Here is a 25,922-nt window from a genome sequence, read left to right as displayed (position 1 = left end):
TTTCTGAAGTCGTTGTTGTTTCGTCAAGGCATTTGAGTGATAACATCCTGGGAGCTGCTGTAGGGGTGAATACGTTTTTAGATGGCATAGGCATTTCGTTGAAAAAACATGGTGGAAATTCCACTTGGGGCAGTAATCGGAAATTCTACTGGCATGCAGCAGGAGAGCGTGGATTCTATGGCAATCAGCATGTAAAGACCATTAGATTGAGCACTACCGGAAAGAGTATTACTAAAGTTGCTGGTCCTGTGGGAATTGGGCTAAATGTTTCCCAATTAGGTGTTGGTGCTTATGCCGACTACCAAAACTACCAGAGTTATGGCTATACAGACGGTTACAATACGGTTCGGGCTACGGCAGATGTTGCAGGTGGCTGGGCTGGTGGTACGGCAGGTGCAATGTTGGGGGCAAAAGCCGGTGCGGCAGTTGGCGTGTGGTTTGGCGGCGTTGGTGTTGTCCCAGGAACGATTGTTGGCGGTGCCATAGGAGGGGTAGTCGGAACTTTTGGTGGCGGTTGGTTAGGTACAAGAACTGTGGATATAATTTATGGAATGTAAATGTAGGTGTAAATGATAAACAGCAATAATTTTGAATATTTTTTAAACGCCATACATTATTGTCTTTGGATCGGTGATATGACATTTGGCGATTTTATGGGGAGGGTAGTCAATATACTACTTTCTCCCATACCCAAGTATCTCTTTACGAAAGAATATAAAAAGAAATATTATGAGCGTCGGCAAAGAGAACAAAAAAATATAGATAAGTTTTTCTATGACGAAGAATATGGTTATCATATCGGTTGGGCCCACCATTGGTTTGGTTATTTTTATTCTTGTTATCCGGCTTTTTTGTCATTTATATTACTTGGTATCGTTTTCCGATACTTTGGAAAGGTAAGTTTCCTTGTAATTATATTGACAGTGGCTATTCCCGTTGGAATTTTCTATATTCCAGCCTACCAATCTGTTTTTAGTAAAGATCGCTATCTGAAATACTTCAAGCAGTTTGAAAAAAAAGACAAGCCATGGCATCAGAAGTGGAAAAGGATAACAATTCTGTTCTGTATTGGTGCTATAGCTACAGTGTTTTTGGGGATTGTGGCCATGTGGGGGGTCTTGCTACTATAATCAGGGCTACGAGCTAATCCGCGAAAAAGAGAAGATAAACCAGTACAACATGTGAGTTCTATTACTTTGACGGTAATATCATCGCCGTCAGGAAGAACGGTACAGAGAAGAATTATCTTGCCTTCACGGACAATTTAGGGAGCATTCTTTCCGTTATGGACGAAGATGGCACAAAAGTCTTCGATGCCTCATACGATGCTTGGGGAAAACAGACTGTGATGCTCAACACCATCGGTTTGCACCGCGGCTACACAGGGCACGAGATGCTCAGTGAGTTTGACATCATCAACATGAACCAACGGTCACTGTCGCGAAGCGGGGAAAGTAACGGTCGTCTGTACGATCCCATTCTTGACCGTTTCTTCTGCTCGGACAACGATGTGCAGATGTCGGACAACAGTCAGAACTCTAACTGCAATAGCTATGAATTACATGAGCTATGACCATGGTTTTCCGGTTCGAAAAACAACATGATCTGTTCGGGTGAGAAAAACGTCCAGTGCTTTCGGATAAAACGTCTAGATGTTTTTGAGAAAACGTCTAGATGTTTTTGAGAAAACGACTAGATGTTTTTCGGAAAACGTCCAGACGTTTTTTGGAGGACCAATAAGGGTTTTGTAAATCATTATTTATCAGGGTATTACAAACCGATGGGAAACAGACGAAATTCTCCTCTTCCTGACTCGCAATCATTCGGAAGTCGAGAACCGTTCTCTTTACGATAAAAACCGTAACTTTGCAGCAAAAGTCGACAATGGATATATCTTTTATTCTCAAAAAATATTATGGGTTCAGCACGTTCAGACCGAACCAACGCGAAATCATCGACGATATTGTCGCGGGCAACGATTGCCTCGTGTTGATGCCGACAGGCGGCGGGAAGAGTCTGTGTTACCAGATTCCGGCTTTGGCCATGCCCGGGACGGCTGTTGTGGTGTCGCCTTTGATCAGTCTGATGTATGATCAGGTGGAAGCGCTCAAAGCCAATGGTATCGCGGCCGAAGCGCTCAACAGTGGCAACGATATGAATCAGGATCTGATCATCAAACGGCGTTGTTTGGCCGGCGACATCAAACTTCTTTATATGTCGCCCGAACGATTGATCGCAGAGATCCCCTTCTTGCTCAGTGAAATCAAGATCAGTCTCATCGCTATTGACGAAGCTCACTGCATCAGCCAATGGGGACACGATTTCAGACCCGAGTATTCGCAACTGGGCATTCTGCACGACCGATTCCCGCAGACACCAATCGTGGCTCTCACGGCGACGGCCGATAAAGTGACGAGGCAGGATATCATCAAGCAACTTCGTCTGCGAGTGGCTTCCGACAACCATATTTATATCTCCTCATTCGACCGCCCCAACCTGTCGTTGAGCGTGCGAAAAGAGTCGGGGAAGGCCGAGAAGATGAGGGTTATCATCGGCTATATCGAGCGTCATCCGGACGATGCGGGCATCATTTATTGCCTCAGTCGGAAAACCACCGAGAGCATAGCCGACTATCTACGCAAGCGAAACATCCGTGCAGAGGCCTATCACGCCGGTATGTCGGCCAGCGAACGCAGCCGGATTCAGGAGCAATTCAAAACCGATCAGACACCCGTTGTCTGTGCCACGATTGCTTTCGGGATGGGCATCGACAAGAGTAACGTGCGCTGGATATTCCATTACAACATGCCCAAAAGCATCGAGAGCTTTTACCAGGAGATCGGTCGTGCAGGCCGAGACGGTGCACCGGCCGACACCTTTCTATTTTATTCGTTGGCCGACATGATCCAATTGAGACGCTTTGCCAACGATAGCGGACAGCGTGAGGTGAATCTCGAGAAACTGCAACGCATGCAGGACTATGCCGAAAGCAGTGTATGCCGCCGTCGTATTCTGTTGAACTACTTCGGCGAACAAAGCGATCACGATTGCGGTCACTGTGACGTGTGCCTGAGTCCGCCCCGGAAGTTTGACGGGACGCAGGTCATTCAAAAAGCACTCAGCGCAATGGCCCGCACCGATCAGCGTATTCGATTCGGGACGGTCATCGAAATCCTTCGCGGCATGGCATCGACCACCGTCGTGCAAAACGGTTACGACCATATCAAGACATTCGGTGTGGGACGCGACATCAGCACGACAGAGTGGCAAGACTATCTCTTGCAGATGCTGCAAATGGGCTTTATCGAAGTCGCTTACAACGAAGGCGACATCATCAAGATTACGCCCAGCGGACAAGACATTCTCTATGGTCGCAAACAAGCAGATTTAGCCATCCACCGGAAATCCGAACCCGTCGGGCGAAAGGAGACCAAGCGCGCGCTCCGGCAGCGTGAACAGACAGAGATGGCAGCCTCGCAGATCTTCCCCGAAGTGCATGCTTCGCGTGTGGAAGACGCCAATCTGTTCGCGGCGCTGCGCCAATTGCGTTCAGCTTTGGCCCAAGCGCAGGGGTTCCCCGCCTATATCGTTCTGTCGGACAAAGTGCTCCATGCCCTCGCCACCGACAAACCGACAACCAAGGAGCAGTTTGGCAACATTCCCGGAATTGGCGAATACAAGCAAAAGAAATATAGCGACGCCTTTATCCAAGTCATCAAACGATTCGTCTGAGCGAGTCAGAAGCAACGCACTCCGTCAAGCAATAAACAATACACGTAACAGCAAATGGGTGAAAAGACAGCTTCCCCCAGCCATCTCACCCTTTTCCAGCCTTCCACCTCCCACCTTCCACCTTCCACCTTTTAAATCGCCTGAACCTTACGTCTTTCCGGTGGGCGCTTTTACTACCCAGATTTATTTTTTGTTTTCGAGCTTCGAATTGATTGAACCTTTTATACGCCTCTAATAAAGGAGGTGCAAGCCTGGAAAGTTTTTATCCTTTGCAATGCCATTGCAATTATTTTATCGTACTTTTGCAGCAAATTTAGGATAGGCTATGATGCGATTATCAGATTTAAAGACAGGCCAACGCGGTGTTATCGTCAAGGTTTTGGGATACGGAAGTTTTCGTAAGCGCATTGTCGAGATGGGCTTCATCAAGGGAAAGGTGGTGGAGGTGTTGCTCAATGCACCGTTGCAAGACCCTGTGAAATATAAGATTATGGGTTACGAGATCTCGTTGCGACACGATGAGGCCCGGATGATCGAAATCATTTCTGTGGATGAGATACAAGCATCAGAACAAATAGGGAATACGACAACCCACCAGCATAGCATTTTCATCGCTGAGGGTGAGGAACAGAGGCCGCTCAGCGAACAGCAGCTCCGCGACGCCGCCATGGAAAAACGTCGCACCATCAATGTTGCACTTGTGGGTAATCCCAACTGTGGTAAGACTTCGCTTTTCAACTTTGCATCGGGCGCTCACGAACGAGTGGGCAATTATTCGGGCGTAACCGTAGATGCCAAAGAGGGTCACGCCTCATTCGAAGGCTATGAATTCAAACTTGTCGATTTGCCAGGCACCTACTCTCTGTCGGCTTATAGCCCCGAAGAGATGTATGTCCGGCGTCAGATCCTTGACAAAACACCCGATGTCATTATCAACGTTATCGACTCGAGCAATCTCGAACGCAATCTTTATCTCACCACCCAACTCGTGGACATGGATCTGAGAATGGTCTGTGCGCTGAATATGTTTGACGAATTCGAATCGCGTGGTGACTCGCTGGATTATCAGAAATTGGGTCAGCTGTTTGGTGTACCGATGGTTCCTACTGTCTTCCGAACAGGTCGCGGTGTTGATCTGCTCTTTCATATCATTATTAACATGTATGAGGGTGTCGATTTCTTAGACCAGGAAGGAAATATCAATCCTGAGGTGGCCAAGGACTTACAAACTTGGCACAAGCACTATCAAAAGACCAACGATGAAGATCACCCCGAAGATTTTGCGCACGGTCTACGTCCGCGACGTAATATCTTCCGGCATATCCACGTCAATCATGGAAAATACATCGAACAAGCCATCAACGATGTGAAAGAAACCCTGCATGATAACAACCAACTCCGCTCCAAATACTCCATCCGCTACCTGGCTATCAAACTGTTGGAAAACGATACCGACATCATTTCATTGAGTCAGACCTTGCCCAATGCACAGGCGATAAACGATGCCGTGGCCCGTGGCGAGCAACTCATCAAGGACGAAACCAAAGAAGACAGCGAAACGGCTATCATGGATGCAAAATATGGTTTCATTCACGGCGCTTTACAGGAAGCAGGCTTTGTCGAAGGCAAAAAGCAAGACACCTATCAGATGACCCATTTTCTGGATGCCATCATCACACATAAATACTTCGGTTTCCCGCTCTTCTTCCTTTTCTTATACATCATGTTCCAAGCCACATTCTCTTTGGGACAATACCCCATGGATTGGATTGAAGCTGGCGTTGCGGCCTTGGGTGATTGGATCAGTCTGTCAATGCCCGACGGACCGATCAAAGCGATGCTCGTCGACGGCGTGATCGGCGGAGTCGGAGCCGTAATCGTTTTCCTGCCACAGATTTTGATTCTCTATTTTTTCATTTCCTTTATGGAAGACAGTGGCTATATGGCGCGGGCTGCATTCATCATGGACAAAGTGATGCATCGCATGGGCTTGCACGGCAAATCCTTTATTCCGCTAATCATGGGATTCGGATGCAATGTGCCGGCCATTATGGCCACACGCACCATCGAGAGCCGACGCTCACGCCTAATCACAATGCTCGTGCTCCCGATGATGAGCTGCTCGGCCCGACTTCCCATTTATATTATGATCACCGGAACTTTTTTCGCCTTACAATACCGGTCAATCATCATGATTTCACTCTATGCCATCGGCATCCTGATGGCCGTCATCATCAGCCGACTATTCAGCCGATTTGTGATCAAAGGCGAAGACATACCTTTTGTCATGGAATTACCACCCTACCGATTCCCAACGAGTAAAGCCATCGCCCGTCACACTTGGGAGAAGGGCAAACAATATCTCCAAAAGATGGGAGGCATCATTCTCGTGGCCAGTATCATTGTCTGGGCATTAGGTTATTTCCCGCACAACGATCAGTTAGACAATCAGGCCCAACAAGAACAAAGCTATATCGGACGAATCGGTAAGACCATCGAACCCATCTTCCGTCCGCAAGGTTTCGACTGGAAGCTCGATGTTGGGCTGCTGGCTGGTGTCGGAGCCAAAGAGATCGTCGCTTCGACCATGGGGGTGTTATACAGCAACGATTCGAGTGTAGCCGAAAGCGACGAGGCCGACAACGACACTGCCAAATACACCCGACTGCGTCGCCAAATGATTTCCGACGGTATCACGCCCCTCACGGCCTACTGTTATCTGCTCTTCGTGCTCCTGTATTTCCCCTGTGTAGCCACCATTGCCGCCATCAAAAACGAGAGTGGCTCATGGCGTTGGGCCCTCTTCGGTGCCGTCTACACATCCGTCTTGGCATGGACTGTAAGTGCTGCCGTCTACCAAATCGGCCGACTATTCTTTACGTAATATTTGAATCCAACAGCGCATCCATGCGAAGTCTCCCCGATTTCTCTTGCACCCTTTAACACTTTATATTTGCAAATCTGGGAAAAGTCTTAACACACGCAAGTCCCCAAAACCAGAAAAATGGGGGTTCGGGGATCCCGACGGGCCGCCCGGAAGAAAAAAGGGTTGTCGGGATGCCCCGAAACGCGAAAAATTGGAAAAATGAGGCGTCGGGGGGCCCCGATAGGCCGCCTGGAAGAAAAAAGGGCTGTCGGGGGGTCCCGATGGACAAAAAAATCAGAAAAACAATGTTTCGGGATGCCCCGACGGGCAAAAAATTAGAAAAACAACGTTTCAGCAGGTGATGAAAGCCTCAAAATCAGAAAAACAACGTTTCAGCAGGTGATGAAAGCTTTAAAATTAGAAAAATGACCCGTCATCTATGGATGATTAAAGGTGAAAAAGTGAAAGGATGAGGGATGCTGTCTTTTCACCCTTTTACTTTGTTGCGGTAGGTGGACTTATGATTGCGCCTTTGTGCAATCATTCAACATTTCTTACTCAATATTTCATAGCCATGTGATTGGCAGGAGATTCTCGCCGGTCTCGATGATTCGGAGGTGATATTTGTCGGTATATGAGATGGTCATTAAGCGTTGAGGGGTGGTGTCATTGTGGGCGACGGAGAGGGCTACGTGCCCCATTGTGCGGCGCAGATTGAGTTCTACGCAAGGATGGAGTTTGAATTGTCCGTTGTGGGAAACGATCATCATGTCGATGCCTAACGGGCCGTTGTATGCGGGAGCTAACTGATTGGTGAGCAAGCGGGTGATTGTGTTGCGCACGGTGTCGAGCAGTGAGGTGGGGATATGCTGTGAGAGGATTTTCTGTTTCTCGCTTTCGGTGGCGATGATGCTGCCGGTGTATGATCCGTTTGTGGTTTTAAAGAGTGACAGACCTTGGTAGGTTACGCTGCCATGGGTGCAGAGGAATTCCATGCCGAAGTCGCGGATCTTGTTGTAAAAAGGCTCGATCATCAGTCCGCCTTGACGTTTGATAGTATTGACGGCCCAACCTTTCAGATGCGGTTCCAATTGGTCTGACTGTGGTTCGACATATCTGAGACCGCGTCCACTGCTGCTCCATGGTGCTTTCAGCACGGCGTGGCGGAGCTGACAGATGCGGGCGTGCAGGATTTGGATGTCGGTGATATATTCGCTTGTGCCGATGAGGCGCTCGTCTGTTGGGATCAGGTGGGGTAATATTTGTTCGCCGGCCCAACGTCTGTTGCTGAGTCGGCGTATTTGTGCAAGCCTTTCATGGGTCGGTGTTTGTTTTTCTAGTTCGGGATTGATGGCGGATAATTGCTGTTTGAGTGCTGAATCCCATCCCCACGGGGCAATTTCGAGCTTGCAGGAAGACGCGATGGAAAGATCTGATGATGTGACAAAGAGCACGTCGGCTGTGTGACATTTCAGATGACGAACGGCATTGAGGGCTGCCGAAATGTTTTCGACGAGTACTAAATCGCCGTCATCGGCCCATAAAACCGGTAAGAATCCGAGATCGGATCGCAGTTCGCGGGCTATGTGAGGAGGTGTGAAATGTGGGTTGTCGGCCGCTAAGGCCATGTCGTGTTCGGGATTGAAGATGTGCAGTTTCATTTGATTCCGCGCTCGTTGAGTGCTTTCGAATATTTGGCTGCATTGCGTTGGTGCTCCTGATAGGTGCGGGCGAAGTTGTGGGTGCCGCTGAAATCCTCTTTGGCGCACATATAGAGATAGTCGTGGTGGACATGATCGAGGACAGCATCGATGCCAGCTACAGTCGGAATCCGGATCGGACCGGGAGGTAATCCCGCGTTTTTATATGTGTTATAGGGGCTGTCGATGTGCAGCAGATTGTGATAGATGCGGTGCAAGTCGAATTTTTTCCAGGCGTATTTGATGGTCGGGTCGGCTTGTAAAGGCATTCCGTTAGGATATTCGGCATTGCGAAGTTTGAGACGATTGTAATACATTCCTGCCACCATCGGTTTCTCTTGGTTGTTGGCTGTCTCCTCGTCGACAATGCTGGCCAAGGTAATTACCTCGTTTTCGGTCATTCCCATCTGCTGGGCCTTTTGTTTTCGCTCGAAGTTCCAGAATCTTTTGTTTTCGCGTTTCATTCGATCAAGCAGGTGGTCGAGCGATATATTCCAGTAAATGTCATAGGTGTTGGGGATGAACATGCAGGCAATGGTGAGCGTGTCGTAGCCGTAACGGCGGCAGGTCTGTTCGTCGGTGAGTGCCCGATAGATCGTTGTGCTGTCGAGCATCAGCTTCTTGGAAAGTTCGGCGGAGAGTCGGTTTAGTGTCCGGACAGACGGAATCGTCAGTTCGACTGGTGCTTGCTGCCCGTTTTTGATGCGTCGAAATATTCTGAAAGCGCCGTCTCCCGGATTCACGGCATAACGTCCGGTGCGGATATGATTGTGGTAAGAACTGTGACGGACCAGCGTTTGGAGCCCTTGTCTTCCGTGACAAGTAGACATGGCGGAGAGCTTGGTTAAAACGGAATCAACATTATCGTCGTTGTCGATATAGACATATTCGGTTTGGGGGTGTGTCGAGAACGAAGAGAAAAAGTAATAATACACCAGTCCGAAGATCACGAGCAGGCATACACCGGCAGGTATCAAATATCGTTTTGTGAGCTTCTTGTTCATATCATTCATTATCATAAAAACGCTGCAAAGGTACTAAAAAGCAGATAGTTTTTACTACCTTTGCGGCAATATTTTATGTTTCAACGATCCAAGATGATGAAAGAATATGACACTTATGTCTTTGATTTAGACGGCACTCTGCTCAATACGCTGACCGATTTGGCTGCAAGCTGTAATTATGCTCTGCGCAGTGCGGATATGCCCGAGCGCACGTTGGATGAAGTCAGACAGTTTGTGGGGAATGGCGTGAAGTTATTGATGGAACGAGCAACGCCCGACGGACTCGAAAATCCGCGCTTTGAAGAGATTTATGAGACTTTTCGGCAGCATTACCTCGTGCATAGTCTCGATACGACGAGGCCATATCCCGGGATTATAGAGTTGCTGGCCGAACTGCAAAACAGGGGCAAACACCTTGCAATTGTCAGCAACAAATTTTATGATGCTACGCAAGAGCTGTGCCGACATTTCTTTCATGATTATATAAAGGTGGCTATCGGAGAGCGCGAAGATATTCGGAAAAAGCCTGCACCTGATACCGTTATCGAGGCATTGCGGCAATTGGGCGTTACGAAAGACCGTGCCGTATATGTCGGCGACAGTGATGTTGACGTGGCAACGGCTCGCAACAGCGGTATGCCCTGCATCAGTGTGTTGTGGGGATTCAGGTCGAAAGAATTTCTGACGGCTTATGGTGCCACAACATTCGTTCATCATCCGCGAGAGATTTTGTTTGAATAGGGGATGATAACATGCCATGGGTTCATGGCATGGAGCGATCAATCTTCGTGCTTTTTCAACACTCTATGAGGCATATCGCCGTGGCCCAGAAGTTCTATGGGACATCCGAAGTGCTCTTGGAGTTCTTCTTCGGAGATCTCCGTACTGGCGTGATAATGTAAAGTTCGGTTCACACAAGCCACGTCTTTTACGTTTTGGAGGATGGTACCGATATCATGACTCACGATAATGATGGCGCAGTCGCGGTTGATCGTATCAAGTATTTGATACATTTGTTCCTGGAAACGCTTGTCGATATACGTATTGGGTTCATCGAGCACCACCACTTCGGGATGCGAAACGATAGCGCGCGCTAAGAGCACACGCTGCAATTGTCCACCACTCAATGCTCCGATGGGTTTCCGTTCGAATTCTTCGAGTTCCATTCTGTGGATCGTTTCTCTCACTTGTTGATGTTGTTCGCGGGTGTAAGGGCGCAAGAATCGTTTCTGACGACTCAATCCCGACAACACAACTTCATAGACAGAGATGGGGAAACGACGATCAATGTCATTGTATTGAGGTAAATACCCCATTGTTATTTCATGTACCGGACGACCTTCTCGTAAATAAGTCACCTGCCCCGAAATGGGTTTCATCAGCCCGAGAATAATTCGGATGAGCGTTGTTTTACCGCCTCCGTTGGGACCGATGATGCCGAGAAAATCATGATCGAACACCGTCAGCGTAGCATCTTGCAATACGATCTTATCTTCATAAGCGGCTGTGACGTGTTCAAGGCGTATAATGGGCTGCATCGATTTATCTCAAAAGTTCGGATATTTGTAGCATCTGTTTATCCCAGAAATAACTCAGCGGATTGATTTCCAATGGTCTGATACCAAGTCCTTGAGTGATAATCTCGGTATTACGGTTAGTAAATTCCTGCTGGATGAATATTGTTCGAATATCTAATCGTTTAGCCGTTGCAATGAGCTGTTGCAGTTGTGCGGCCGAAGGTTCACGTCCTTCTTCTTCGATCGGCAACTGAACGAGTCCGTATTCTTTGGCGAAATAAGTGAGTGTGGGGTGATAAATGATAAATGCTTTGGCTCTGCTCTTTTGCAGATTAGCTCGTATCGTGTCATCTGTTTGCTTGATCTTGGCAAGCAATCGTTCATAATTCTTCCTGAAATAAGCACTGTCTTGTACGTCTACCGACATCACTGCATCATAGATGTTGCGGGCAATGACTTGCGCGTTGGCACAATTCATCCATGTATGCGGGTCTTCCACACGATTGATACTACTGATGGGAGCGATGCCGTCCGACGAATCTACGACGATGGTATGCGGTGCATTGTCGGTGAGTTTCTTCATCCATGTGTGTTCAAACCCGATATTTCCCACCTTTATATATATGTCGCTTCCGGCTAAATCCATCATTTGCCGAGCCGTCGGTTCATAAGTCTCAGGGTTGATTCCGTTGGGAACCATTGTTGTTACCTTGAATCTGTTTCCCACAATTTGATCTGTGAAAAAGCGAAGTGGCTCAATGGTCACGGTTATTGTGCGCGGACCTTCGTTTTGGGGAGGACCGCATGCAATGAATGTCAGTGCTGTCAGTGCAATCAATATATATTTTTTCATATCTTAAAAAAGCAAACCTACTCCATAAATCAATAATATGTAACGCACAACTTTACCCAACGTGATGCTCGTGAACGTGATGACGATATTGGCTCTCATCAATCCCAGGGATACGGTGATGGCGCTTCCGATGATCGGAAGAAATGCGAAAAATCCCATCCATGCACCATGTCCGGCCATAAATCGCTCGGCTTTGTCGAGGCTTTCTTGTTTGACGTGCAGATATTTCTCTATCCATTCGGGCTTGCCTAAACGTCCGATGCCGTAATTGACCATGGATCCTGCCACGTTGCCGATGGTTCCGTAGAGTGCAAGTTGCCATGGATTGAGACCCGCCGCCATCAATCCGAGCATCACAGCTTCGCTACTGAACGGGAGTACACTGCCTGCCAACAGCGCTGATGTCAGCATTCCCCAATAGCCGTAATGGATTAACAGATCGATCAATGCGTCCATAGATTGTATGCGGTTATAACAATCGACAGACCGATGAGCAAATAGAAGGCTATATTTGTCAGTCGGGTGCGTGTCAGTGCAATGAAATGAGCAATCAACGGGGCTGTATTGACAATCAGAATTCCCATCAGTATATCGTAATATTGAGGTTGCAGAATCATGAAAACAATACTGCCGACACACATCGTGATGAAGAGTTCATAGAGCATTCGCGTGCGAATCTTGTCTGCAAAGCTATTGCGCAGATAATGGATAATCCCTATTGCTGCGATCAGAACGACATAAGCGAAAGTTACGATTTGGTGTTCGGTGATGGCTGAATAGTCAAACAGTGGTCCAAACTGTGCCATATTGGTAAAATGTCGGGCGAGTTGATCGATCTCTCCGGTATAAGCGTGGTAGCCGCCGATGAACCAATAGGGGACGATTAAGCCCAAGACCGAAGCCCAGAATGTTCGGTTGCTGAATGCAAGGATGTTTACAGCCAGCAGAATCCATAGAATCGGGACGTAGAAAGCGATCTGAATGAATATTGTCGAGGCAATTCCGATACAGAGAAAGGCATAAAACACGGGACCGGAAGCCTGTTTATCTTGGTAGGCTCTGAACAAAGCCGTGTAGCAACCGATGAAACATAGCTGCACGATTCTGCTTTCAACAGAAGGGAAAATGATGTTGGCTGCCGACATCAAAACCAAAAAAGTGCAGGAAATCATCCGACTATAAATGCGGATCAACGAATTGGTATTGTTCAGTTCGATGACAAGATAAGTGGAAACGATCAGCATTGCCATCTGAACCCACAATTGGTCGCTGAGCAATCGACATGCCAGGCACACAAGAACAGCGTACACTACCGTTATTGGCAGTGCCCATCTGCTTTCTGCTATCCTGTTTTGCATTCTTCTTGCCATCGTCTTCCTTATAGTCGTTGGGCTGAAAACGCCGTGTCCGAATCCACTTTTTGATCTATGATTATAGATCTTTTCCGATGTCGCTACGGAAGTATTTGTCCTCGAAATGAATCTTTTCAGCTGCGGTGAAGCTCTTTTGCAGAGCTTCGTCTTTGTCTTTTCCGTAACTGCTTACGGCGATAACCCGACCACCATTGGTAACAAGTTGACCGCCTTTAACGGCTGTCCCGCTATGAAAAACAATACTTTCACACACCTGATCAAGTCCTGTGATGGGATGACCTTTGGCGTATTGTTGCGGATAACCACCGCTGACGAGCATCACACAGACTGCTGCGCGATCATCGAAAACAATTTCCCGTCGGTCAAGATCTCCTTGGGCAACACCTTCGAAGAGGTCCACAATGTCGCTTTTGAGTCTCAGCATCACGGTCTCGGTCTCGGGATCGCCCATCCGGCAATTGTATTCGATGACCATCGGATTGCCTTTCACGTTGATCAAACCGAAGAAAATAAACCCTTTGTAATCGATTCCCTCCTCAGAAAGTCCATCTATCGTGGGACGAATAATGCGTTCCTCAACTTTCTGCATCCACTCTTTGGTGGCAAAAGGAACGGGCGACACGCTCCCCATTCCGCCCGTATTGAGTCCCGTGTCGTGCTCACCGATGCGCTTATAGTCCTTGGCCTCGGGCAAAATTAGATAATGTTTGCCATCGGTCAACACAAAAACAGAGCACTCGATGCCGTCTAAAAACTCTTCGATAACGACTTGCGACGAGGCTTTTCCAAATTTTCCGTCGAGCATTTCGTCCAGTGCAGCCTGGGCTTCGGCCCATGTCGGAAGGATGAGCACCCCCTTGCCTGCACACAACCCATCAGCTTTGAGCACGTAAGGAGGCGTTAATGAGGCGATGAAAGACCGTTCTTCATCGTGCAACTGATGGTTAATCGTGCGGTGATTTGCCGTTGGAATGCCATGCCTTTGCATAAAGGCTTTGGCAAAATCTTTTGATCCTTCGAGACGAGCACCGCTTTTCGAAGGGCCGATCACTGCGATATGAGCTGTTTGGGGATCATTTTTGAAAGCGTCGTAGATACCGTTCACCAGCGGATCTTCGGGTCCGACAACCACCATCTCGATGCCGTTTGTTATGACAAAGTCTTTCAGTCGGACGAAATCATTGACTTCGATGTCTACGTTTTCACCCACTTCGGCCGTTCCGGGATTACCCGGAGCTATGAAAAGACGGTCTACACGCGGACTCTGCGCAATCTTCCAGGCCAGCGCATGTTCACGACCGCCACTGCCTAACAGTAATATTTTCATCCTGTTTATTTTAAATAGTCATCGAAATATTGCGATATTCGCTCATGCAGATGCGTGCTCTGATGACCTCGCATGTTATGAGGTTCACCGGGATAAACGAAGAAGTCGGGTTGCGTTCCTACCTGAATACACGCTTGCAAGAAGTTGAGTGCATGTTGCGGAAGCACCACTGGATCGTTCATTCCTATGATAATTTGCAACTTTCCTTTTAAATTCTTGGCCTTGGAAAGCAGACTGCTCTCAGCAAAACCTTGTGGATTGCTCTGCGGAGTGCCCATATAGCGCTCTCCATACATAGCTTCGTACCATTTCCAATCAATCACCGGACCACCTGCAACACCCACTTTGAAGACTTCGGGATAAGTGGTCATCAGATTGGTGGTCATAAAACCGCCGAAGCTCCAACCATGAATACCCATTCGATTGGTGTCTACATAGGGCAACGATTTGAGATATTCCACACCTCGCATTTGGTCTTTCATCTCTTCGATACCCAAATGATGGAAAGTGGCTTGCTCAAAGTCGCGCCCGCGGTTGCAGCTGCCACGATTGTCGAGAATGAAGAGCAGATAACCCTTTTGTGCCATATAAGTTTCCCATCCGCGGCTCATGTAATGCCAACGAGCTTCCACATTGCGCGTGCCCGGACCTCCGTAGACATATATAATGGTGGGATATTTCTTCTTGGAATCGAAGTTTACGGGTTTCACCATCCGATAATAAAGATCTGTTTTGCCATCGGCAGCTTTCAATGTACCGCACGAATATTCCGGCACTTGATATCCGATCCATGGATCCTCAGCCTTAAAATAGGGTTGTTTTCGGGCTGTTGCCACATAGATTATATCAATGTTGCGGGGCGTTTCGGGTGCGGTGAAATTATCGATAATCCAATTTCCCCCCGGTGAGAGAGCCAATTTGTGACCGCCATCGGCTCATAGATATTGGCATGACATCCCTTTCCGTTGTCGAGCAGACGCCGTTTGCCGCTTTGAATATGAACGGCAAAAATGTTGTTCTGTATCGGATTGCATTCGTTCGATAAGATAATGGCTTCTTTCCGAGCTGGGTTAAAGCCCATCAAATCAAGAACGAGCCATTTGCCAGAAGTGATTTGTTTCAGTTGTTGTCCCTTGACGTTGAATAAATAAAGGTGATTGAAACCGTCTTTTTCGCTTTGCAGAATGAATTTAGAGGCATCCCACGGCAGAAAAGTAATCGGATTGACAGGGTGAACATACTTCTCGCTATGCTCGCGATATAGCGTTGACACTTTGTTTCCGGTCGTTGCATCATACACATCGAGTGAAAAATCAGACTGTTTGCGATTGAGTTCGATCAAATAAAGCAGTCGATTGTCGGGACTCCAACAGATATTCGTGAAGTAACGATCAGTCGGATCGCCTGTATTCAAATAAATGGTGCGACCTGTTTTCAGGTTATAAATGCCCACTTTTACTTGATGTATGGTTTCGCCAGCCATCGGATACTTCTCCGGTTCGAGTGTTGCAATGCGAGTGTTGATGTTTACCAACGGATAGTCTGTAACCATACTCTGATCCATTCGATAAAAAGCGAGCTGCTGTCCGTCATTGCTCCAAAACGTACCTTTATATATACCGAACTCGTTGCGATTAACAATTTGTCCGTAAACAATGTCTCGGCTGCCGTCGGTAGTGAGTTGATGAGTCTTTCCTTGGGCGTCGGTGAGATAGAGGTTATGATTTCTTACAAATGCCACAGCACGTGAGGCGGCATTCCAGTCAGCGTGTGTTTCATCGGCGCAAGGTTGACTCCACACGCGTTTCTGCTGTTTCCAATCGAACAAGATGCGGTCAGTCCCATTGCTAACAAGCACTAACGGCTGTCCGAAATAAGGAAAAGTGGCATTAGAAAGCGACTTTATCTTGTGTTCATTTGCTGTTACACAGCCGTGGCTATTCAATGTTTCAAGCGTGAAAAGGAGTGACTCTTTTCCCGTTTTTTTATCAATCAGGGTGCAACGATCATGATCTGTGTGCACCAACTCATCGCCCCACCACGCCGTGTAGCGATTTTTGGGCACCATATTATGGTAATTATTGCCGCCGAAGTTCAGATCTTCGAGTGTGAATTGTTTCTGTGCCGATGCGGTCATAGCGATAAACAGGAACAGGATTAGGTTCTTAGTCTTCATCATTTTCATATTGTTTATAGTTTTTTCCATAGTCTTTCCCACTGCTGCGACGACTTCCTCGCCCCGCAAATTTATTGTTGCGATCGAATGATTTACCATTGCCGCGTGCACCTTTAAAGCGATCTGAGGGGCGCCGTTCACGCTTTTCATCGCGGTTCCAACGATTTTCGCGGTTTTCCTTACGTTCTAATGAGTGAAAGGTAAACGATCGGATATCGCTGTTTTGATTCTCTTCTTCTTCATCAAGACGTTTTTTGAATTCCCGATTCTTTTTAAACCGATGTTTCTCTGCCATTTGTTTCTTTTCTTCGACAGTCTTAACAATACCGCCTTCACTGCGAAAATCTTTCAGTTTCCCATTAAAAATAGAATACTTTCTGAACTCACATTCCAGCGAACCGTTGAATACCGGAATCTTGATTGACGGTTTCAAACCGATCTGTTCGAAACATTCTTCACGATAACTCAATATCCATGCATCGTTGTTCATGAACTGATGCTTAAGCCGTTCACCGATCATTTTGTAAGTTCCGAGTAGATTTGGTGTGGAGATTCGCTCTCCGTAAGGTGGATTCATCACGATCACACTCTTCTCGGCAGGCTTTGTGAAGTCTTTGAAATCGGCTTGTTCCACGGTGATATCATTTGTCAGGCCGGCTGCACGGACATTCATCCGAGCCGTGTTGACGGCTTTCATATCGATGTCGTACCCGTAAATGTGATGCGAGAACTCACGTTCCTGCGAGTCATCGTTATAGATTCTATCGAAGAGAGCTGCGTCGTAATCGGTCCACTTTTCAAAAGCATACTCTTTACGGAATACGCCCGGACTCATGTTTCGTGCAATGAGAGCTGCTTCAATGAGGATTGTTCCCGAGCCGCACATAGGATCTATGAAGTCGGTTTCGCCTTTCCAACCTGTCATCAGAATCATTCCCGCAGCCAAAACTTCATTCAACGGCGCTTCCACCGACTCTTGCCGGTAACCTCGGCGATGCAAGGATTCACCGCTGGAATCAAGACATATCGTGGCGTTTTCATCTGCAATGTGGATGTGAAGGCGCATATCGGGGTTCGAAATAGATATGTTCGGACGCGTGCCGGTGTGTTCTCTGAACTGGTCGACAATAGCATCCTTCACCTTGTAAGTCACGAAGCGGGAGTTGCGAAACTCTTCCGAGTAAACCACGGAATCAACGGAAAACGTCTTACCGTTCTCTATATATAAGCTCCAATCAATCTTTTTGATCTCATTATAGACATCATCGGCCGAGCGAGCTTTGAAGTGTTTGATGGGTTTGAGGATTCGAATGGCTGTGTGCAATTGAAAATTCGCCCGATACATCATCTCTTGATCTCCGGTGAACGACACCACTCGGCGTCCTATTTGCACGTTGTTTGCTCCCAGTTGGGTAAGCTCTTGGGCCAAAACTGGCTCTAATCCCATGAATGTTTTGGCGATGAGTTCAAATTCCATTGTTGTGGTTTGTGTATTAAAAATCTTTGTTTCAATTCCTATTGGATTTCTTGGTGCTCGACTGCAAATGCTGACTTCCTGCGAGGAAAGTGCATCGACAGCCTCGGTCAGCGTATGAGCCAAACTTCACCCTATCCATTTCTGATGTCTATATAATCAATGATTTTGCCTACAAAATTAGTAATAATAATTTAAAAGTAGGTAATTGTCGGTGTTAAATTGACAATGTCGAGAGGTGAAAAAGTGAAAAGTCAGACAGTAAAACATGCGGATGGAATAGCGAAAAATCACAGGCTGTTTTTCATGCTGCATTTGTTTCGTTTTTCATAAACCGTTAAACGCATTGCAATGAAGCACTAATCGGAGCGCAACGAAGCGTTAGTTGTCATGCGATTGACGGCAAATTGGAATGTTGTTGATAGCTGTTTGATTTATAATGAGATATAAAGATGTTGTTTCTTAATCACTTGTTGAAAATCCGATTACAGGAAACGGACTTGTCGCAGATTGATCATGCAGAGGATCATGTATTCTTCATGTTTGGTATGAGCGTGTTTCCAACCATGCGTGCAACTTTTTTCGCCGGAGTGTCGTCTAATGTTCAAACACTTAAAAGAGGAATGTGTATGAAACGAAGTATTGTATTTTTAGCTGTTACAGGCTTGTTGGCGAGTCTCACGTCGTGTTTTCAGAATTGCCGGGCGATGGATGATGGTCCTATCATTACCAGTGACCGGCGAGTCAGTTCATTTGATAAGATCGAGCTGAGTGTGCCCTATGACATCTTTTATACACAAGGCACGAAATGCAGCGTGAAGATTGAAGGACCGGAAAAGTTGGTGAAACGTATTGCAACCGAATCGGATGGACAACAGTTGAAAGTGTATTTCCCGATCCGTGAGACGTTTCGTTTCGGTCGCAATTGCGGTCAGGTAAGCATCTTCATCACCTCGCCCGATGTGACGAGTGTTGTCTTGCGCGGTTCGGGAACATTCGTAGCAAAGGGAAAAATAGACAGCGATACGCTCGATCTGCATCTGCTCGGAAGCGGCGACATGCATGTGTCGGATGTCATTTGCGATCAACTGACCACATTTTTACAGGGTAGTGGCGACCTCACTGTTGACAACGTGCAGACTGTTTTGTCGCGTGTGAGGCTGTTGGGATCGGGTGATCTACGTGTGAAGCAACAACATGTGACGACCACTGACATCAGTCTCACCGGTTCGGGCGACATTGATATGCACATGAAAAACTGCAAGAACGTGTCGTGTAAACTCATCGGTTCGGGCGATGTGACGTTGACCGGCGATGTGGCAACCCTCAATCGATCGACAACTGGATCCGGCGATATCAATGTTTCGAAGTTGACAGTGAAGAAATAGGGGAGTAGACAAAGGGGATGAATCAATGACTTGACTTGCCAATTCGTTTACTCGTTTACGCGTCTACTGGTTTACTCCCAACTTCGAAAACAAAAGTGAGGGAAAAGTTTTCGCTTATCATTCAGAATATGTAACTTTGCGCTGCAATAACCGACAAGTGATTAGTTTGGATGAAATATGCAATTATTGCTGCGGGAGAAGGCTCTCGATTGCTCCATGACGGCATTCGAGAACCTAAACCGTTGGTAGAGATTGGAGGAGAACGGCTCATCGACCGACTGCTTCGGATCTTCACAGCCAGCGGTGCTGATGAAATCATCGTGATATGCAATGATCTCACGACGGGCGTCAGTCGACATTTAGAGAATATTCAGCAGTGTGGTCTGAACGGACTGCACGTTCCTTTGAAGTTCATTGTCAAGACAACGCCGAGCTCAATGCATAGTTTCTTCGAACTGAGCAGTCTGTTGGGTAATGAACCTTTTGTGTTAACAACGGTTGACACGATCTTTCGCGAAGAAGAGTTTGCCGCTTATGAGACCGCATTCAAACAGCTCTTGGCCGACGGAGAAGACGGATTGATGGGCGTGACAGACTTTATCGACGACGAAAAACCACTCTATGTGGCGACGGATGAGATGCTGAATATTACGGGCTTTTATGACGATCATGCACAGCATTGCCGTTATATTTCGGGCGGAATTTATGGCCTTGCCCCCAACTCGATAGAGACGTTGCACCGATGCATGATCAATGGCGAAAGTAGGATGCGCAATTTTCAGCGCGGGTTGATCAGAGATGGTCGGCGATTGAAGGCTTATCCGTTTACCAAAGTGCTGGATATAGACCACGCCGACGATATTCTGAAAGCCGAAAAATTCTTAATCGAGAACTAACAAGATGCGATTCGACCGACGAATCATTGCTGTGAGACGGGCCGACAGATTCTCACCGAACTCCGTGGAGAATGATCGCGCTATTCTGCAAGCCGTCATCGATCGATTGGGCAGCGATATTCCGATAATTGATGAAGAGCAACTCATGCCCGAGACAACAGCCGATTTCTTCGTTTCTATGGGTCGATTGCCTCGCACGACAGCATTGTTGCGTCGGCAGGAAAAGCATGGTGCCGTGGTCGTCAACAGTGGCGTAGGCGTTGAAAACTGTGTCAGGAGTAAGCTCGATGCATTGATGCGCCGTGAGAATTATCCAATGCCGCCACTCGAAAGTGATTCGGGTTATTGGCTCAAACGTGGAGATGCGGCGGCACAAAGCAAAGACGATGTGGTGTTTTGTCGTGATAAATCGGCGTTGGAAGCTGCTCGCAAGATATTTGCAGCACGTGGTGTGACGGATATTGTAATCAGTTCGAACGTTGAAGGAGATTTAATAAAATTCTATGCCGTATCAGGCGGCTTCTTCCGTTATTATTATCCGAGCGACGACGGACAGTTTAAGTTTGCCGATGAACGGCTCAATGGACCAGCCCATCATTATGCGTTTGATGTTGGGAAATTGCAAAAGACCGTGGCGAAGTTGGCCGATCGCATTGGGATCGACGTCTATGGAGGCGATGCGATCATTGATGTGCGTGGACAAATGTATATCATTGATTTCAACGATTGGCCCAGTTTCTCGCGTTGTCGAGACGCAGCTGCCGAGGCGATCGTCAGTTATTTAAAAACGAAATGAGTAAATTCAACGACCTGTTACAGGCTTCTTTCAAGTCGGCCGACACCGAAGAGTGGCTCGATGTACACTTTACGCGCCCCATAGGATTGGTGTTTGCACTGCTGTGGAACAAACTTGGCATACATCCGAATGCAATAACCATTCTCTCGATATTCCTCGGCGTGGGAGCCGGTGTCATGTTTTCGCACACCGATCTCACGCATAATATTTGGGGGGTCGTGCTGTTGATGCTGGCCAATTTCTGCGACTCGACTGACGGACAGATGGCTCGTCTCTCAGGAAAAAAGACCCTTGTGGGGCGGGTTTTGGATGGATTCTCGGGCGATGTGTGGTTTTTCGCGATTTATGTAGCCATCTGTCTGCGACTGCAAAGCCAATTGATGCCGGGCACAGACATTCATTGGGGCGTGTGGATATGGCTGTTGGCTATCGTGGCAGGTGTGTTTTGTCATTCGCCTCAGAGTTCGTTGAGCGACTATTACAGGCAAATCCATCTCTATTTCTTGAAAGGAAAAGCGGGTAGTGAGCTTGATCATTCTGCCCAACAACGAGCTATTTATGAGAGTTTACCTAAGCGTCAGCTTCTCGCACGGATATTCTATTATAATTATGCGAACTATTGCAGGAGTCAAGAACGACGCACTCCGCAGTTTCAGAAGTTCTTTTCGGCTTTCAGTGTCAAGTATTCCAGCGTGGAAGAAGCGCCCCATGAGTTGCGTGAACGTTTCTTGGCAGGTAGTCGGCCACTGATGAAATACACCAATATATTGACATTCAACGTTCGGGCGATATGTATTTATGTGACCTGTTTGCTCAATTGTCCCTGGATTTATTTGCTGATCGAGATAACGGTGATGAATGGTCTCTATGTTTATATGCGCAAACATCACGAAGCATTGTGTGCTTCGCTTAGTCAGAAACTGCTATGATCAAGGGTTATCTATTCGATTATGGCGGCACACTTGACACGGTCGGTTGCCATTGGGGCCAAATGTTGTGGCATGCTTATGAGCGACAGCGGGTGCCGGTAGCCTGTGAACAGTTTCGAGAAGCCTACATTCATGGTGAGAGAACATTAGGACAAGCAGCTATTATACAGCCCGATTACAGCTTTCACAAGACACTCGACATCAAGATCCGACTCGAAATGGAGTATCTCTGCACACAGGGCGTATGGGAAGCAGACGAAAACGAATTTGCGGAAAAACATCAAGCCGTGCTCGATGATGTGTATCAGCGAGTGAAAGCTATCACGGCTCACAGTCGCGAAGTGCTCGAACGACTGCATGAACATGAGCCGATGGTGCTCGTAAGCAACTTTTACGGGAATATAAAAGAAGTGTTGCGCGAGTTTGAACTCGACTCACTCTTTCAGCAGGTGATCGAGTCTGCCGTCGTGGGCATTCGCAAACCCGATCCGCGTATATTCTCATTAGGTGTGAAAGCATTGGGGCTTGATCCGGCGGAAGTGGCCGTGGTGGGCGACAGCTTATATAAAGATATCGGACCGGCACAACAGATCGGATGCCACACCATTTGGTTTCGAGGAGAGGGATGGACCACACAGCGGTGTGGCGAGATCGTCCCCGACCGAGTGATTACAGATTTGTCTCAGATAGGATAACAGATGAAAAGATTGTTCAGGATATATATTACATGGCTGATTTGCACGTTGTCGTCGACAGTTTCTGCACAGACGATAACGGGAGTTGTGACCGATGCGCAGACCGGCGACACCGTGGCATTTCCCAGTGCTTCGTATCAAGGTCATCAAGTGGCCGTGAGCGGCGATAGTGCGGGGCGATATTCCATCTCGAAACATGTGGGATGGGTGCTCACAATCAGTTCTGTGGGATATAAGTCACAGTCGATTGTGATTCGAGAAAACACTCCCGGCGTGCTGAATGTGCGTTTGAAGCCAGACACCAAACAGTTGGCCGAAGTCGTGGTTAGGCATAAACGCGGTAAATATTCGCGTAAAAATAATCCCGCCGTGGAGTTGATGCGCCGCGTGATTGCTGCCAAGAGACGAACAGATTTGGATAATCACGATTTCTATCAATACAACAAGTATCAGAAACTCACGCTCGCTTTCAATGACCTTACACCTTCGGATTTTGACAGCGGACTACTCAAAAAGCGTAAATGGCTGACCGATCAGGTGGAATTCTGTCCTTATAACAAGAAACTGATATTGCCCGTCTCAGTAGATGAAACTGTCACCCGACATATCTATCGTAAAAATCCGAAGTCTGAAAAGAATATCATCACGGGGCAAAGCAGCACGGGCATCAACCAATTGATACAGACCGGCGACATCCTTAACACCATGATGAAAGACATTTTCACCGATATCGACATCTACGACGATCAGATCCGGTTGCTGCAACATCCCTTTACGAGTCCGATCGGTAAAGATGCCATCGGCTTTTATCGCTATTATATCGAAGACACCGTATATGTGGACAAAGACCGTTGCTATCATTTGCAGTTCCTCCCCAATAATCAACAGGATTTCGGTTTCAGTGGAGAACTTTACATCTTGGCCGACAGCACGCTGCATGTAAAGCAATGCAACTTGCGACTTCCTAAGAAAAGCGACGTCAACTTCGTGCAAAACTTACAAGTGAAGCAGATTTACACGCAGCTGTCCAACGGCGAATGGGCGTTGTCCGATGACGATATGATCGTCGAACTGTCGATGGCAAAGTTTATGCAAAAGCTCATCATCATCCGCACCACGCGTCTCAACGACTATGCTTTCGATCCGCTGCCCAACAAACTCTTCAAAGGCAAGGCACGCGAACGACACGAAGCCGATGCCATGATGCGCGGTGAAGACTTCTGGAACAAATATCGTGCTGTGGAATTAACCAAGAGCGAGTCGTCGATGGATGCTTTTGTTCGTCGCATCCAACAGATCAACGGATTCAAATATATCATCTTCGGGGCCAAGGCTTTGATCGAAAACTTTGTGGAAACGGGCGACCCCACGCATCCCAGCAAGGTCGACATCGGACCTATCAACACGATGATCACGCGCAATTTCATCGACGGAGTCCGCACGAGAATCAGTGCACAAACCACAGCCAATCTCAATCCGCACTGGTTCCTCAGCGGTTATTACGCGCACGGTTGGGGCAGCCAGAAGAATTATTACAAAGGCGAACTCACCTATTCGTTCAACAAAAAAGAGTATCTTCCACGCGAGTTTCCCAAGCGCACACTCACGTTCACATCCACTTACGACATTACGTCGCCGTCAGACAAGTTTGTTCACACCGATAAAGACAATGTCTTCACGGCCTTGAAATGGACCAAGGTAGACAAGATGATGTTCTACAACCGCCAGCAACTCACCTTCGAGCGCGAAGAAGAATGGGGCTTTAAGACCACGTTGGGACTGAAAACAGAGACCAACGAAGCTGCCGGCACGTTGTTCTTCCAGCCTTTGCGCTATCCCGATCCACATCTGGCAACGCTCCTGGCAAATCTCCCCAATTTGGAAGCAGGCAAATTGCTGCATAACGGTAAGATCCGGACCACCGAACTGAATTTGAAATTTGAAATTTCTCCGGGGCGCACTTACATCAACACCAAGCAGCGCCGGATTCCGATCAACCTTGATGCACCCATCTTCAGCCTGTCACATACGATGGGAATAAAAGGATTGCTGGGCGGCGAATACAAATACAATTTCACCGAACTCGGCATCTACAAACGCTTCTGGTTAAACAGCTGGGGCAAGATCGACACGCGGATCAAAGTCGGAGCACAATGGAACAGAGTGCCGTTCCCGCTTTTGATTATGCCCCCAGCCAACCTCTCGTTTATTGTCGAAGACGAATCGTTCGGCTTGATCAACAACATGGAGTTTCTCAACGACCGCTCTGCCACTGCCGAATTGGGCTGGGATTTGAACGGCAAGTTGTTCAATCGCATTCCGCTCTTGAAGAAATTGAAGTGGCGCGAGTTCCTGGGTGCTCGTTGCCTGTGGGGCCGTCTCACCGACAAAAACAATCCCACACTCGCGCAGAATGCCTCGGACGACATCCTAATGCAGTTTCCCGACGGCTGCAACATCATGAATCCCAAGCGCCCCTATGTGGAGTTGGTAGCCGGAGTTCACAACATCTTCAAAATCCTTCACATCGAATACGTGCGCCGCATGACCTATAACCATCTGCCGACAGCTCACAAACAAGGTGTCCGCCTAATGATGCGCCTCACATTCTGATGCACAACCAACCATACTTCCTATATCCCCCAACAAAGCAAAAGGGTGAAAAGTATGTCTCAACATCTTTTCACCCCTTTCATCCTTTCACCTTTTCACCTTTAAGACGCCTTTTCACCTTTAATTCGCCTTTTCACTTTTCGCCTCTTGCAGCGCGCCATCCTTGTCTTTCCGAACCCACAACTTCTTCTGCGGATTAGTCGTATAGCCCAATTCATAAGTCTTGTCTTTGCCCGAACCCTGCGTTTTGCCGGTGAACTGTAAGATCAAGGGGGCGATGCCGTTGGATTCCTCGAATTTGCGGATCAGCGGGTCGAGTTCTTTGCGAAGCGCCTCGAGCTGACGCTCGGCGCGCGCTTTGTTGGTGGCGGCCCGACCAGCCAACAACGTGTGACGATTGTCGACCACGGCATTGTATTCGTTGATGAGGGCCGTAATTTTCGCGCTGGGTTCGAGGTCATCGAGCGAATCGATGCGGCGCAGCACGGCGTTGAGGGCAGCGTCGGTGGCCGAGCGCAGGGCTTTGATGTCGAACGTGCCGGTGGGAATCGTTTTCTTAAATCGCGCCTGGAAGCATTTGTCA

At 47.7% G+C, this 25,922-nt stretch carries 19 protein-coding genes and 3 pseudogenes; 12 read left to right on the top strand and 10 right to left on the bottom strand.

Translation table 11 applies throughout. From position 1 onward, the window contains the following. The 5 genes and pseudogenes from JCM12259_RS15895 to feoB form a co-directional block, all read left to right on the top strand. Nucleotides 1-557, top strand: a pseudogene (locus tag JCM12259_RS15895) (hypothetical protein); the annotation flags it as partial. Between the two features lie 12 nt (nucleotides 558-569). After that, the gene (locus JCM12259_RS09605) at nucleotides 570-1,130 is read left to right on the top strand and encodes a hypothetical protein (RefSeq protein WP_004345479.1); all 561 of its coding nucleotides are present in this window, start codon (nucleotides 570-572) and stop codon (nucleotides 1,128-1,130) included. A 65-nt stretch (nucleotides 1,131-1,195) separates the two neighbouring features. Further along, nucleotides 1,196-1,573: pseudogene (locus tag JCM12259_RS16225) on the top strand (RHS repeat domain-containing protein); the annotation flags it as partial. A 311-nt stretch (nucleotides 1,574-1,884) separates the two neighbouring features. Then, on the top strand, nucleotides 1,885-3,732 hold the full coding sequence (gene recQ, locus JCM12259_RS09595; protein WP_025066300.1) for a DNA helicase RecQ: 1,848 nt from the start codon (nucleotides 1,885-1,887) through the stop codon (nucleotides 3,730-3,732). A 328-nt stretch (nucleotides 3,733-4,060) separates the two neighbouring features. Beyond that, nucleotides 4,061-6,616 (top strand): ferrous iron transport protein B, encoded by a 2,556-nt coding sequence (feoB, locus tag JCM12259_RS09590; RefSeq protein WP_025066299.1) that lies wholly within the window; start codon nucleotides 4,061-4,063, stop codon nucleotides 6,614-6,616. A gap of 548 nt (nucleotides 6,617-7,164) precedes the next feature. On the opposite strand, the gene JCM12259_RS09585 is transcribed toward feoB, so the two are convergent. Both JCM12259_RS09585 and mltG read right to left on the bottom strand, forming a co-directional pair. Beyond that, entirely contained in the window at nucleotides 7,165-8,259 is a 1,095-nt protein-coding gene (locus JCM12259_RS09585; RefSeq protein WP_025066298.1) for a hypothetical protein, read from the bottom strand. Beyond that, nucleotides 8,256-9,302 (bottom strand): endolytic transglycosylase MltG, encoded by a 1,047-nt coding sequence (gene mltG, locus JCM12259_RS09580; protein WP_025066297.1) that lies wholly within the window; start codon nucleotides 9,300-9,302, stop codon nucleotides 8,256-8,258. Before mltG ends, JCM12259_RS09585 begins: the two co-directional genes overlap by 4 nt. A gap of 96 nt (nucleotides 9,303-9,398) precedes the next feature. On the opposite strand from mltG, the gene JCM12259_RS09575 reads away from it, so the two are divergent. After that, the gene (locus JCM12259_RS09575; RefSeq protein ID WP_025066296.1) at nucleotides 9,399-10,043 is read left to right on the top strand and encodes an HAD family hydrolase; all 645 of its coding nucleotides are present in this window, start codon (nucleotides 9,399-9,401) and stop codon (nucleotides 10,041-10,043) included. A 38-nt stretch (nucleotides 10,044-10,081) separates the two neighbouring features. Here the strand turns inward: JCM12259_RS09575 and JCM12259_RS09570 are convergent, their stop codons facing one another. The 7 genes and pseudogenes from JCM12259_RS09570 to JCM12259_RS09540 all read right to left on the bottom strand — a co-directional run bounded on the left by JCM12259_RS09570 (nucleotide 10,082) and on the right by JCM12259_RS09540 (nucleotide 18,025). Next, nucleotides 10,082-10,840, bottom strand: a complete 759-nt coding sequence (locus JCM12259_RS09570; RefSeq protein WP_025066295.1) for a metal ABC transporter ATP-binding protein — start codon at nucleotides 10,838-10,840, stop codon at nucleotides 10,082-10,084. Between the two features lie 4 nt (nucleotides 10,841-10,844). Beyond that, nucleotides 10,845-11,672, bottom strand: coding sequence for a metal ABC transporter solute-binding protein, Zn/Mn family (locus JCM12259_RS09565; RefSeq protein WP_025066294.1), 828 nt, complete (start codon nucleotides 11,670-11,672; stop codon nucleotides 10,845-10,847). 3 nt (nucleotides 11,673-11,675) lie between these two features. Further along, the gene (locus JCM12259_RS09560; RefSeq protein WP_025066293.1) at nucleotides 11,676-12,128 is read right to left on the bottom strand and encodes a YqaA family protein; all 453 of its coding nucleotides are present in this window, start codon (nucleotides 12,126-12,128) and stop codon (nucleotides 11,676-11,678) included. Next, nucleotides 12,116-13,042, bottom strand: coding sequence for a hypothetical protein (locus JCM12259_RS09555; protein WP_025066292.1), 927 nt, complete (start codon nucleotides 13,040-13,042; stop codon nucleotides 12,116-12,118). The genes JCM12259_RS09560 and JCM12259_RS09555 overlap by 13 nt, the downstream gene beginning before the upstream one ends. Before the next feature lie 61 nt (nucleotides 13,043-13,103). Beyond that, on the bottom strand, nucleotides 13,104-14,372 hold the full coding sequence (gene purD, locus JCM12259_RS09550; RefSeq protein ID WP_025066291.1) for a phosphoribosylamine--glycine ligase: 1,269 nt from the start codon (nucleotides 14,370-14,372) through the stop codon (nucleotides 13,104-13,106). A 5-nt stretch (nucleotides 14,373-14,377) separates the two neighbouring features. Beyond that, nucleotides 14,378-16,548 (bottom strand): annotated as a pseudogene (locus JCM12259_RS14895) (S9 family peptidase). Then, nucleotides 16,538-18,025 carry a THUMP domain-containing class I SAM-dependent RNA methyltransferase gene (locus tag JCM12259_RS09540; RefSeq protein WP_025066290.1) on the bottom strand — a complete coding sequence of 496 codons (1,488 nt, stop codon included), beginning with the start codon at nucleotides 18,023-18,025 and terminating at the stop codon, nucleotides 16,538-16,540. Before JCM12259_RS09540 ends, JCM12259_RS14895 begins: the two are co-directional and overlap by 11 nt. Nucleotides 18,026-18,651: 626 nt before the next feature. Here JCM12259_RS09540 and JCM12259_RS14890 point away from each other — a divergent pair. From JCM12259_RS14890 to JCM12259_RS09510, 6 genes are all read left to right on the top strand, one after another. Further along, nucleotides 18,652-19,410, top strand: a complete 759-nt coding sequence (locus JCM12259_RS14890; protein WP_159105384.1) for a GIN domain-containing protein — start codon at nucleotides 18,652-18,654, stop codon at nucleotides 19,408-19,410. A 170-nt stretch (nucleotides 19,411-19,580) separates the two neighbouring features. Beyond that, the gene (locus JCM12259_RS09530) at nucleotides 19,581-20,306 is read left to right on the top strand and encodes a nucleotidyltransferase family protein (RefSeq protein WP_025066288.1); all 726 of its coding nucleotides are present in this window, start codon (nucleotides 19,581-19,583) and stop codon (nucleotides 20,304-20,306) included. Between the two features lie 4 nt (nucleotides 20,307-20,310). Then, nucleotides 20,311-21,102 (top strand): hypothetical protein, encoded by a 792-nt coding sequence (locus JCM12259_RS09525; RefSeq protein WP_025066287.1) that lies wholly within the window; start codon nucleotides 20,311-20,313, stop codon nucleotides 21,100-21,102. After that, nucleotides 21,099-22,031, top strand: a complete 933-nt coding sequence (locus JCM12259_RS09520) for a CDP-alcohol phosphatidyltransferase family protein (RefSeq protein WP_025066286.1) — start codon at nucleotides 21,099-21,101, stop codon at nucleotides 22,029-22,031. Before JCM12259_RS09525 ends, JCM12259_RS09520 begins: the two co-directional genes overlap by 4 nt. Next, entirely contained in the window at nucleotides 22,028-22,726 is a 699-nt protein-coding gene (locus JCM12259_RS09515) for an HAD family hydrolase (RefSeq protein ID WP_025066285.1), read from the top strand. Before JCM12259_RS09520 ends, JCM12259_RS09515 begins: the two co-directional genes overlap by 4 nt. Before the next feature lie 3 nt (nucleotides 22,727-22,729). Continuing rightward, entirely contained in the window at nucleotides 22,730-25,339 is a 2,610-nt protein-coding gene (locus tag JCM12259_RS09510) for a DUF5686 family protein (RefSeq protein WP_025066284.1), read from the top strand. Nucleotides 25,340-25,459: 120 nt separating this feature from the next. Here JCM12259_RS09510 and JCM12259_RS16765 read toward each other — a convergent pair. After that, nucleotides 25,460-25,922, bottom strand: a 463-nt coding sequence (locus JCM12259_RS16765) for a DUF6261 family protein (protein WP_025066283.1), incomplete at its 5' end; no start/stop codon positions are given.

The organism is Hoylesella enoeca JCM 12259 (assembly GCF_000613405.1).
Taxonomy (GTDB): domain Bacteria; phylum Bacteroidota; class Bacteroidia; order Bacteroidales; family Bacteroidaceae; genus Prevotella; species Prevotella enoeca.
Note: the sequence above shows the minus strand (reverse complement) of the source record. Positions and strands in the feature narration are given on the sequence as shown.

Coding starts and splice junctions, on each gene's coding strand:
- JCM12259_RS09605 (WP_004345479.1), top strand. CDS start 570: ATGATAAACAGCAATAATTTTGAATATTTTTTAAACGCCATACATTAT.
- recQ (WP_025066300.1), top strand. CDS start 1,885: ATGGATATATCTTTTATTCTCAAAAAATATTATGGGTTCAGCACGTTC.
- feoB (WP_025066299.1), top strand. CDS start 4,061: ATGCGATTATCAGATTTAAAGACAGGCCAACGCGGTGTTATCGTCAAG.
- JCM12259_RS09585 (WP_025066298.1), bottom strand. CDS start 8,259: ATGAAACTGCACATCTTCAATCCCGAACACGACATGGCCTTAGCGGCC.
- mltG (WP_025066297.1), bottom strand. CDS start 9,302: ATGAACAAGAAGCTCACAAAACGATATTTGATACCTGCCGGTGTATGC.
- JCM12259_RS09575 (WP_025066296.1), top strand. CDS start 9,399: ATGAAAGAATATGACACTTATGTCTTTGATTTAGACGGCACTCTGCTC.
- JCM12259_RS09570 (WP_025066295.1), bottom strand. CDS start 10,840: ATGCAGCCCATTATACGCCTTGAACACGTCACAGCCGCTTATGAAGAT.
- JCM12259_RS09565 (WP_025066294.1), bottom strand. CDS start 11,672: ATGAAAAAATATATATTGATTGCACTGACAGCACTGACATTCATTGCA.
- JCM12259_RS09560 (WP_025066293.1), bottom strand. CDS start 12,128: ATGGACGCATTGATCGATCTGTTAATCCATTACGGCTATTGGGGAATG.
- JCM12259_RS09555 (WP_025066292.1), bottom strand. CDS start 13,042: ATGGCAAGAAGAATGCAAAACAGGATAGCAGAAAGCAGATGGGCACTG.
- purD (WP_025066291.1), bottom strand. CDS start 14,372: ATGAAAATATTACTGTTAGGCAGTGGCGGTCGTGAACATGCGCTGGCC.
- JCM12259_RS09540 (WP_025066290.1), bottom strand. CDS start 18,025: ATGGAATTTGAACTCATCGCCAAAACATTCATGGGATTAGAGCCAGTT.
- JCM12259_RS14890 (WP_159105384.1), top strand. CDS start 18,652: ATGAAACGAAGTATTGTATTTTTAGCTGTTACAGGCTTGTTGGCGAGT.
- JCM12259_RS09530 (WP_025066288.1), top strand. CDS start 19,581: ATGAAATATGCAATTATTGCTGCGGGAGAAGGCTCTCGATTGCTCCAT.
- JCM12259_RS09525 (WP_025066287.1), top strand. CDS start 20,311: ATGCGATTCGACCGACGAATCATTGCTGTGAGACGGGCCGACAGATTC.
- JCM12259_RS09520 (WP_025066286.1), top strand. CDS start 21,099: ATGAGTAAATTCAACGACCTGTTACAGGCTTCTTTCAAGTCGGCCGAC.
- JCM12259_RS09515 (WP_025066285.1), top strand. CDS start 22,028: ATGATCAAGGGTTATCTATTCGATTATGGCGGCACACTTGACACGGTC.
- JCM12259_RS09510 (WP_025066284.1), top strand. CDS start 22,730: ATGAAAAGATTGTTCAGGATATATATTACATGGCTGATTTGCACGTTG.